9 protein-coding genes are annotated in these 10177 nt (G+C 71.7%); 4 read left to right on the top strand and 5 right to left on the bottom strand.

From position 1 onward, the window contains the following. Positions 1-13: 13 nt before the first annotated feature. The 5 genes from P0Y31_RS02300 to P0Y31_RS02280 all read right to left on the bottom strand — a co-directional run bounded on the left by P0Y31_RS02300 (position 14) and on the right by P0Y31_RS02280 (position 6060). The gene (locus P0Y31_RS02300; protein WP_275866451.1) at positions 14-1462 is read right to left on the bottom strand and encodes a cytochrome ubiquinol oxidase subunit I; all 1449 of its coding nucleotides are present in this window, start codon (positions 1460-1462) and stop codon (positions 14-16) included. A 146-nt stretch (positions 1463-1608) separates the two neighbouring features. Beyond that, positions 1609-2625: a UDP-glucose 4-epimerase GalE gene (gene galE / locus P0Y31_RS02295; protein ID WP_275866450.1), complete on the bottom strand. Its 1017-nt coding sequence runs from the start codon at positions 2623-2625 to the stop codon at positions 1609-1611. 57 nt (positions 2626-2682) lie between these two features. Then, the gene (locus P0Y31_RS02290) at positions 2683-4350 is read right to left on the bottom strand and encodes a substrate-binding domain-containing protein (protein ID WP_275866449.1); all 1668 of its coding nucleotides are present in this window, start codon (positions 4348-4350) and stop codon (positions 2683-2685) included. A gap of 106 nt (positions 4351-4456) precedes the next feature. Continuing rightward, a complete protein-coding gene (paaI, locus tag P0Y31_RS02285; RefSeq protein WP_275866448.1) occupies positions 4457-4858 on the bottom strand; it encodes a hydroxyphenylacetyl-CoA thioesterase PaaI in 402 nt (133 codons plus the stop codon). Beyond that, a complete protein-coding gene (locus tag P0Y31_RS02280) occupies positions 4855-6060 on the bottom strand; it encodes a 3-hydroxyacyl-CoA dehydrogenase NAD-binding domain-containing protein (RefSeq protein ID WP_275866447.1) in 1206 nt (401 codons plus the stop codon). The genes paaI and P0Y31_RS02280 overlap by 4 nt, the downstream gene beginning before the upstream one ends. A 118-nt stretch (positions 6061-6178) precedes the next feature. Between P0Y31_RS02280 and paaN the strand changes: the two genes are divergently transcribed. The 4 genes from paaN to hisC all read left to right on the top strand — a co-directional run bounded on the left by paaN (position 6179) and on the right by hisC (position 10084). Then, on the top strand, positions 6179-7903 hold the full coding sequence (gene paaN, locus P0Y31_RS02275) for a phenylacetic acid degradation protein PaaN (RefSeq protein WP_275866446.1): 1725 nt from the start codon (positions 6179-6181) through the stop codon (positions 7901-7903). Positions 7904-7930: 27 nt separating this feature from the next. Next, complete coding sequence (locus P0Y31_RS02270) at positions 7931-8311, top strand: phage holin family protein (RefSeq protein ID WP_275866445.1); 381 nt, start codon at positions 7931-7933, stop codon at positions 8309-8311. A gap of 142 nt (positions 8312-8453) precedes the next feature. Beyond that, positions 8454-8975, top strand: a complete 522-nt coding sequence (locus tag P0Y31_RS02265) for a helix-turn-helix transcriptional regulator (RefSeq protein ID WP_275866444.1) — start codon at positions 8454-8456, stop codon at positions 8973-8975. 17 nt (positions 8976-8992) lie between these two features. Then, positions 8993-10084, top strand: a complete 1092-nt coding sequence (gene hisC, locus P0Y31_RS02260; RefSeq protein WP_275866443.1) for a histidinol-phosphate transaminase — start codon at positions 8993-8995, stop codon at positions 10082-10084. Positions 10085-10177 lie beyond the last annotated feature (93 nt).

The raw sequence follows: 10177 nt of genomic DNA, 5'->3' as shown, positions 1-10177 counted from the left end.
CGTGCTCGTCGGCTCAGTACGCGAACGCCAGCTCGGCGTCCTCGTCCTTCTCGCTGGGGGTCGTCGGCTCCTCGTACGGCGGGGCGCCGGCGCGCATGTAGTGGAGGAAGAGCTTGACCTCGACCACGGCGAGCACTCCGTAGAGCAGGGTGTAGACGACCATCGAGGTGACGACCTCCCAGGCCGACACCGACGGGGAGACGCCGGTGTGGGTGGCCATGAGGCCGAAGACGATCCACGGCTGGCGGCCGACCTCGGTGAAGATCCAGCCGAAGCTGTTGCCGAAGACGGGGAGCAGCGGGGTGGCGACGATGAGCCAGGTCCACCAGCGCGCGGTGGGCACGTGGTCGCGACGGGTGGCCCACAGCACGGCAGCGGCGGCCGCCATGGCGACGAAGCCGACACCCATCATGAGGCGGAACGACCAGTAGGACAGGGGGATGTTGGGCACGTACGTCGTGCTCTGGGTGAGGGGGTTGTCGGCGTACTTCTCGGCGTACTCGGCCTTGAGGTCGTTGATGCCCTGCACCTGCCCGTCGAAGCTGCCGGTGGCGAGGAAGGACAGCAGGCCGGGCACGGTGACCGAGAACTTCTCCTCGGAACCGTCGAGCGAGCCCACGGTGAAGATCGAGAAGGGGGCGTTGCTGTCGGATGACTCGTAGAGCGCCTCGGCCGCGGCCATCTTCATGGGCTGGACCTCGGTCATGATCTTGCCCTGCACGTCACCGGTGACGGCCACGGCCAGGCCGGCCACCAGCGTGACCACGGCGCCGAGGCGGGTCGCCTTGCGCCACATGCCGACCTCGGTGCGCACCGTCTGGTCGGCCGCGGCGTTGACCCTCCGCATGTGCCACAGGCCGACGCCCATGACCATGGCGCCGCCGACCATGTAGGCGGCGAAGACGACGTGGGGGAAGGTGACGAGCTGCACCTTGTTGGTCAGCACGGCGGCGAAGTCGGTGAGCTCGGCGCGGCCGCTCTCGGGGTTGTAGCGGTAGCCGACCGGGTTCTGCATGAACGAGTTCGCGGCCAGGATGAAGTAGGCCGACAGCAGGGTGCCGATGTGCACGGCCCACATGCAGCCCGCGTGCAGCTTCTCGGGGATCCGGCCCCAGCCGAAGATCCACAGGCCGAGGAAGGTCGACTCGAGGAAGAACGCGAGCAGCGCCTCGATGGCCAGCGGGGCCCCGAAGATGTCACCCACGAACCGGCTGTAGTCCGACCAGTTCATGCCGAACTGGAACTCCTGCACGATGCCGGTCACCAGTCCGAGGGCGAAGTTGATCGTGAAGAGCTTGCCGTAGAACTTCGTCAGCCGGAGCATCTCGGGGTTGCGCTTGCGGACCCACGCGGTGTGGAAGACCGCCACCAGGGCGGAGAGCCCGATCGTGATGGGGACGAACAGGAAGTGGTAGACGGTCGTGATGGCGAACTGCCACCGCGCGAGGTCGAGCGCGTCCATGCGAAGGGGCTCCTGGGCAGGCGTGATGAACTACTACAGGTCGTAGTGGATACTACGTTATGTAGTAGTTCGTCCGCATGGGCCGTTGGTCCCGCCCGGCAGGGGCGAGGGTCACCTCATGGCGCCGCGCAGGGGCGCGGAAGGCCTCAGTCCGGGTAGCCGAGCGGGTTGTTGCGCTGCCAGTTCCACTGGTCGGCGCACATGTCGTCGATGGTCCGGGTCGCCCGCCAGCCGAGCTCCGCCTCGGCCAGGGACGGGTCGGCGTACGACGCGGCGATGTCGCCGGCCCGGCGCTCCACGACCTCGTAGGGCAGCTCGTGCCCGCAGGCCCGCTCGAACGCGTGGAGGACCTCCAGCACGCTGCTCGGCTGTCCCGTGCCGAGGTTCCAGGTCGACACCGTCCGGTCGGTGGCGGCGAGCCGGTTCAGGGCCGCCAGGTGGCCCGCGGCGAGGTCCTCCACGTGGATGTAGTCGCGCAGCGCCGTGCCGTCGGGGGTGTCGTAGTCGCCGCCGAAGACCCGCAGCCTGTCGAGCTTGCCCACGGCGACCTGGGCGATGAACGGCATGAGGTTGTTGGGGATGCCCTGCGGGTCCTCGCCGATGGTGCCCGAGGCGTGCGCACCCACGGGGTTGAAGTAGCGCAGCAGGGCGATGCGCCACTGGTCGTCGGTGCGCGCCACGTCGCGCAGCACCTGCTCGATCATCACCTTGGTCCAGCCGTAGGGGTTGGTCGCCGACGTGGGGAAGTCCTCGCGCATCGGCACCGGCGCGTTCTCGCCGTACACGGTGGCCGACGACGAGAACACGAGCTTGTGCACGCCGTGCCGCTTCATCGCCCGCACCAGCGCGAAGGTGGAGTCGAGGTTGTTCTGGTAGTACTCCAGCGGCACCTCGACGCTCTCGCCCACGGCCTTGAGGCCGGCGAAGTGGATGACGGCGTCGATCTTGCGGTCGGCGAAGAGCGCCTCGGTCTTGTCGCGGTCGGTCAGGTCGAAGGCGTGCACCTCGAGGTGCCGCCCCGTCAGCGCCTCCAGCCGGCCGACGACGGTCGGCTTGGAGTTGGCGAAGCTGTCGACGATGACGACCTCGTGGCCGGCCGCCACGAGCTGGACGACCGTGTGGGAACCGATGTAGCCGGCTCCGCCGGTGACGAGAACTCGCATGGCCCCAACCGTAGGGCCTCGGCGTGGAGCGATGCAGGTTCGGGGCGTGGGTGCGGGTCAGCCGCGGGTCATCAGGGCCTGGATGAAGACCGTCGTGATGTCCTGCGGGTCCTCGGCGACGAAGCTCGCTCCGCCCGCGGTGCGCGCGATCGACGCCAGGGTCCTGGCGTCGGTCTGGTCGCCGAGGCCCACGAGGACCACCCGCACGGGCCGCTCGGGGTCCCGCTCGCTGCGGAGCGCGTCCAGGAGCTGCTCCAGGGAGATGCCCTGCGCGTCCTCGTTGACCCCGTCGGTGAGCAGCACGACCGAGTTCACGTACCCGGGCTCGTAGCTCTTCTTCACCGACCGGTAGGCGGCCAGCAGCGAGTCGTAGAGGCCGGTGTCGCCGGCCACGGTGCGCGGCAGCTTCGCGAGCTCGCGACCCAGGGTGTCCTTGTGGGTGCCACCCGCGACCCGGTCGGTGAGGGTGCGGATCGGCACCAGCTCGCGGTGGTCGGTGCCCGGCCCTCCCCGGTCGGTGGAGAACTCCCAGAGCCCGACCTGGGAGCTCTGCGGGAAGGTGTTGAGCGCGGTGACCGCGGCGTCGCGCGCCAGCTCGATACGGCTGCGGTCGCCTGCCCTGGCCTTCATCGACCCGGACACGTCCATCACGGCGAGCATGCGCATGTCGGTGCGGACGGCGGTCCACAGCTCCAGCGCCGAGGCGCGTTCCTCGGCCGTCGCCGCCTTGACGAGCTTCACCGGTCCGCTCGGGATGCCGGCCACCCGCGGTGAGCCGGAGCCGCCTGCCGCTCGGAAGCCGGCCGCGGCCACGTCGGCCGCGCCCTTCTCGGAGCGGACCTCGGCGAGTAGCCGGTCGGTCAGTGCCCGCTTGGCCGGGGCCAGCCCGTCAGCGGTCGACCAGGGGTAGTCGAGCGTCGCGGTGCCCTCGGCGGGGATCACCGCCGCCAGCGTGGCCGCGGGGTGCTTGCGGTTGAAGTCGGCGACGGCCTGCTCGGACGCCGGGAAGGCAGGCGAGCTCTCCGGCTCCTGGGCGTAGGCGTCGAAGAGCTCGGACTCGGAGCCTGCCGCGGTGCGCGAGAGGCGGATCATGCTCGCGCCGGAGATCCTGCGGGCCGCCTCCGAGCTGCCGAGGGCGGAGCGCACGGTGAAGAGCGCGAGGCGGCCGGTGGCATCGGCCTCCGGGTCGGCCATCCGCACAGGGGTCGCGCCGGTGAGCAGGGTGCGCCACTGCGGGCGGGCCGAGCCGACCTTGGCGGCGAGGTGGGTGGGCATGGCGAGCACGATGGGGCTGCTGGCGACGGACGCGGCCACCCGCCACGGGTTCGCCGGCTCGGTGGCGGCGAGCTGCTCGACCCACAGGGAGGAGTCGGACACCCAGGCGTCGGGGCTGTCGCCGGCTGCGATGGCGGCGGCGACGGCCGCGGGGGCGGCGGCCTGCACCGAGTAGCTCGCGCAGACCCCGGCTGCGGTCGCCCGCTTGGCGGCGGCCTGCACCACGGGTGCGATCTGCTGTGCGACGGCGACGGAGACGACCGGCCGCTGCGGGCAGCCCGCCCCGCCTGCAGGGGCGGTCGCGTCCCCGCCGCGGTCGAGCCAGAGCAGGGTGGTGGGCACCGCCACGGCGGCGGTCAGGGCGGCGGCGAGCGCGGCGGAGGCGCCGGTGCCGAGACGACGTGGGGGCCGAGCGTGGCGGCGAGTCCTGGGCGCGGTGTGCCGTCCCATGGGTCTCCCTGGGGGTGGTGCGGACAACAGCAGGCCGGGGTGGTCCCCCGGCCGCCGGACAGTATGCGTGGAATGTCCGCCTCGGGAAAAGCCCCCTGTGCGTCGTCTACGCCCGCACGGCGCGCGACCGACCGCGGAACTCGGCGATCACCGCACCGTCGTCCTCCCGGGTGACGGTCACGTCGGTGATGCCGTTGCGGCCGTATGCCGTGCGCACCCGCGCCTCGGCCACGAGGACGTCGCCGCGCCTCGCCGCGGCGATGAAGGTGATGTCCGCCCCCGCAGCGACCGTGGTCTGGCCGCGGCTGTTGCACGCCAGCGCGAACGCCGAGTCGGCCAGCGTGAAGATGTAGCCGCCGTGGGCGATGTCGTGCCCGTTGACCATGGCGTCGGTGACGGTCATGCGCACCTCGGCGTGGTCGACCTCGATCACGACGGCGTCCATGCCGAGTGCCCGGGAGGCCTCGTCGTCCTGCCACATGCGTTCGACGTGCTGGAGGTCGGTCATCGGGCGCCGCCTCCCGCCAGGGCGGGGCTCGGTCGGTACCGTCCGCCCGGGAACGCGCGGTCGAGGGTCGCGAGCTGGTCCGCCACCACGGCATACCCGATCTCGCGGCCCCACTCGATGGGGCCCGTGGGGTAGTTGGTGCCGAGGGTCATGGCGGTGTCGACGTCCTCAGGGCTCGCCTCGCCGCGGTGGACGAGGTCCACCGCCTCGTTGACCAGCATCGCCAGGGTGCGCGCGACCGGGTTGGTCTCGACGGGACCGGCGAGCAGCTCGGCGACCCGGGCCTGGTCGGCGGCGGGCTCCAGGGGGCGGCCGTCACTGCCGTAGCTGTAGACACCCCGACCCGTCTTGCGGCCGAGGTGGCCGGCGGCGACGAGGTCCTGCTGCAGGGCGGTCGGGGCGTAGCGCGGGTCGCGTCCGGTCTGCTCCCAGACGCTGGTGCCGACCGCGAGGTTGACGTCCTGGCCGATCAGGTCTGTCAGCTCGAGGGGCCCCATGCGGAAGCCGGCCGAGCGCAGGGCGGCGTCGAGGGTGGCGGCGTCGGCGACGCCGTCCATGAGCATGCGCTGCGCCTCGCCGTAGAACGGCCGGGCCACCCGGTTGACGATGAAGCCCGGCGTGGAGGCGCAGACCACCGGCGTCTTGCCCCAGGCCCGCATGAGGTCGGCCGCCGTCTCGACGACCGAGGCGGCCGACTCCCGGCCGCGCACCACCTCGACGAGCCGCATCGCCGGCGGCGGGTTGAAGAAGTGCAGGCCGATCACCCGGCCGGGTTCCGGAAGGCCCTCGGCGATGGCGCCGATGTCGAGGCTGGAGGTGTTGCTGGCCAGCACGGTGTCGGGCCGCTGGCGCTCGGCGAGCTGCGCGAACAGGGCGCGCTTGGTGGCGAGGTCCTCGCGGACGGCCTCGATGACGAGGGCGCTCTGCGGCAGCTGGGACAGCGAGTCGACCGGCGTGATGCGCTCGACCGTCTCCTCGAGCTGGGCGGAGCTGATCCGGCCCTGGGCCTCCTGGCGCTGGAGGCTGGCGATGATGCCGGCCACGGCCTTCTCGACCACGCCGCTGACGGCGTCGACGAGGGTGACGGGGTGGCCTGCCGATGCGGCCACCTGCGCGATGCCCGCGCCCATGGCCCCTGCGCCGACGACCGAGACGGGTTGGTGGGCAGGGTGTGGGGGAGCTGCCTCCGACGGCGGTGTCATGGCGTCATGTTCGCACCCGTCGGTCCGCCGCGCCGCGACCCGTGGACGCCCGGCGTGTGACACCCAGCCTGCGTTCCGACGGTCCCGGCGTCACATCGCGCCGACTACAGTGGTGGTCATGACGACGGCAACGACGCCCGCCACCCACCCGCTCGTCGAGCAGCACAGCGCCGAGCTCGACGAGGCGGCAGCAGCGCTGGCCGCCCGCACCTACTTCTCGCGCTACCCGGAGTCCCCTTCGCCCCGGGTGTACGGCGAGGGGGCCGCAGAGCAGGGGAAGGCGGCCTACGAGGCCCACCTCGGCAAGCCGTTCGCGGCGCTGGCCGACCAGCCCACCGACGGCACCACCGTCGGCGACGAGGTGTCGCCCTACGGCCCGGCCCTCGGCGTCGCCTACCCGCACCTCGACCTCGACGCGGCCGTCGCCGCCGCGGAGGCCGCCCTCCCCGCCTGGCGCGACGCAGGGGCGAGGGTCCGCGCGGCCGTCTGCCTCGAGATCGTCGACGCCATCAACAAGCGGTCGTTCGAGATGGCCAACGCCGTGATGCACACGACCGGCCAGCCGTTCGTGATGGCCTTCCAGGCGGCCGGGCCGCACGCCCAGGACCGGGCGCTGGAGTCGATCGTCGCCGGGATGGTCGAGCAGGAGCGGGTGCCCGCCTCCGTCGAGTGGGTCAAGCCCGGCCGGGCCAAGGACGGCAGCGACGCCTCGATCCGGATGCGGAAGGACTACCGGGTGGTGCCACGCGGCATCGCCCTGGTGATCGGCTGCAACACGTTCCCCACCTGGAACGGCTACCCCGGCCTCTTCGCCTCGCTCGTCACGGGCAACCCGGTGATCGTCAAGCCGCACCCGCGCGCCGTGCTGCCGCTCGCGATCTCGGTCGAGGCCGCCCGCACCGTGCTGCGCGACGCCGGCTTCGACCCCGCCCTCGTCCAGCTGGCCGCCGAGGCCGACGGCGAGGGCCTGGCCAAGGTCCTGGCCGAGCGCGACGAGGTCAAGGTCATCGACTACACGGGTGGGCCCGGGTTCGGCACCTGGCTCGAGGAGAACGGCGCCGCCCGCGGCCAGCTGGTCTACACCGAGAAGGCCGGCGTCAACACGGTCGTCGTCGACTCGACCGACAACCTGCGCGGCGTGCTCGGCAACCTCGCCTTCTCGCTGACGCTCTACTCCGGTCAGATGTGCACCACCCCGCAGAACGTCTACGTGCCCCGCGACGGCATCGACACCGACGAGGGCCACCTGTCCTTCGAGGAAATCGGCCAGCGGCTCGGCGCGGCGATCAGCAGGCTCACCGGCGACGACGCCAAGGCGGTCGAGCTGCTCGGCGCCACCGTCAACGAGGGGGTGCGCGCCAACGCCGGTGGCATCGCCGACCTCGCGGAGGAGGCGGGCGGCTCGGTGGTGCTGGACTCGCGCGAGGTGAGCCACCCGGCATACCCGGACGCGGTCGTCCGCGCCCCCGGGCTCGTCGCCATCGACGCCAGCCGCGAGGACGTCTACACCCGCGAGTGCTTCGGGCCGGTCACGTTCCTCATCGGCACGGCGTCGACGGAGCAGTCACTGGCGCAGTTCCGCGACACCGTCCGCGAGCACGGCGCCATGACGGCCGCGGTGTACTCGACCTCCGAGGAGGTCCTGGAGCACGCTCGCGAGGCGGCCGCCGACGCAGGCGTGGCGCTCTCCGAGAACCTCACCGGGCAGGTGTTCGTCAACCAGACGGCCGCGTTCTCCGACTACCACGGCACCGGCGCCAACCCGGCGGCCAACGCGGCCTACGTCGACGCGGCCTTCGTGGCGAGCCGGTTCCGGGTGGTGACGGCCCGTCGCCACGTCTGACGGCTGCCGGTCTGGCACGATCACGCCATGATGTCCTTCCTCATCAAGGTCGGGATCAACGGTGTCGCCCTCTGGGTCGCTGCATGGATCGTCGACGGCGTCGGCTTCGGAGAAGGACAGTTCGGGTCCAAGTTCGCCACGGTCGTGCTCGTCGCGCTGTTGTTCGGGCTGGTCAACGCGGTGCTCAAGCCCATCGCGACGTTCTTCTCGTTCCCGCTGATCATCCTGACGCTCGGGCTGTTCACCGTGCTGGTCAACGCCTTCATGCTGCAGGTCACCGAGTGGATCGCCGACCCGCTGGGCCTGAGCTTCGTCATCGACGAGTTCTGGTGGGACGCCATCTGGGGTGCGCTCATCATCAGCGTCGTCTCGATGGTGCTCGACTGGGTGCTTCCGGATGGCGACTGAGCCGGGTTGCCGGCACCAGGACATGGCCGTCGGCTGACTGCGTCACTGACCCACTGGCTGGATCAGTGACGCACGCTCCCAGCGGCATACATCCAGCGCCGCTGGGTGCCGCGGTGTCGGCGCTGGCCGCGAGGATGGCCGCATGGGGGACGACAGGCGGGACGGGCAGGGCCTCGACACCGGCGGTCATGTGGCCAGGGTGCGGCGCATCGCAGACCTCAGCCAGCGTGAGCTCGCGGAGGAGGCAGGCGTGGGCCAGTCGACCATCGCACGCTGGGAGTCCGGTGGGCCGTCGATAACGGTGGCGATGCTGGACCGGATCCTCCGCATGGCGGGCCTGCGGCTCGAGGTGGTGGACGGGGAGGGCCGCCCAGTGCGTCCCATGGATCCGGACGGGGTTCGCGACAACGCCGGGCGGCGGTTTCCCGCCCACCTCGACGTGCTCCCGTCGGACCTGCGGCCGTCCAACCGGGGAGCGGGCCCCCGTTACGACCGGCCGGAGGCGCAGGGCTGGTATGCCCTGCGACCGACGCGGGACCGCGCGGCTGCCGCAGGAGCTGAACGCCCTGCCGAGCACCCCACCGTGCACGAGCTGGCCGAGCGCCGCAGCACCCGGCGCGCGCAGGCCAGGGCTCGGTGGCAGTCGCGGACCGGAGGCCCGTAGCCCCTTAGAGTGACGCCATGACCGAGCACAGCGACGTCCGCCTGCGCAGCGCCCTCACCCAGGTGCCTGCCTACGTCCCCGGCAAGCCGGCGGCCCCCCGCGAGGGCGTCACCGCCTACAAGGTCTCGTCCAACGAGAACCCGTACCCGCCGCTGCCGAGCGTGCTCACGGTGGTCCAGGAGGCCGCCACCCAGATCAACCGCTACCCCGACATGGCCGTCACCGAGCTGTCCAACGCGCTCGCCGACCACCTCGGTGTGCCGGTGGAGCACATCGCCACGGGCACGGGAAGTGTCGGCGTGCTCGGCCAGATCATCCAGGCGACCTGCGACCCCGGTGACGAGGTCGTCTTCGCGTGGCGCTCGTTCGAGGCCTACCCGATCGTCACCGCGCTCGCAGGAGCCTCGGCCGTCAAGGTCGGCCTCGACGAGCACTGCCGCCACCGGCTCGACGCGATGCTCGCCGCGATCACCGAGCGCACCAAGGTCGTGCTGGTCTGCACGCCCAACAACCCGACCGGGCCGATCGTCCACCACGACGAGCTCGAGCGGTTCCTCGACGCCGTGCCGTCCCGGGTGCTCGTGGTCATCGACGAGGCCTACCTCGAGTTCGTCCAGGACCCGCAGGCGCCCGATGCCCTCGCCCTCTACCGCGACCGGCCCAACGTGGTGGTGCTGCGCACCTTCTCCAAGGCCTACGGCCTGGCCGGCCTGCGGGTCGGGTATGCCGTGGCACACGAGCCCATCGCCGGTGCCCTCCGCAAGACGGCGGTGCCGTTCGGGGTCAACTCCCTGGCCCAGGCGGCAGCGGTCGCGTCGCTGGGCGCGTTCGACGAGCTCAAGGAGCGGGTCGACGCCATCGTCGCCGAGCGCACCCGGGTGGTGGAGGCGCTGCGCATGCAGGGCTGGTTCATCCCCGAGACACAGGCCAACTTCGTGTGGTTCCCCCTCGGTGAGCGCAGCACGGCCTTCACCCAGGCGGCCCAGGAGGCCGGCCTCACGCTGCGCCAGTACGGCGACGACGGGGTGCGCGCCACGATCGGCGAGCGCGAGGCCAACGACGTGCTCATCCGTGTGGCCGGCGAGTTCCTCGAGGCCGTCAGCACCTGACCTGCGCGTGGCGGGTTGACCCTGCGTCGGGTGACCTTGCCAAGAATTTACCTTTCCCTCGGCGGCAGGGTGGTTGCCGCGGGTGACACTTCC

The sequence above is a fragment of the Knoellia sp. 3-2P3 genome, assembly GCF_029223115.1.
GTDB lineage: Bacteria > Actinomycetota > Actinomycetes > Actinomycetales > Dermatophilaceae > Pedococcus_A.
Note: the sequence above shows the minus strand (reverse complement) of the source record. Positions and strands in the feature narration are given on the sequence as shown.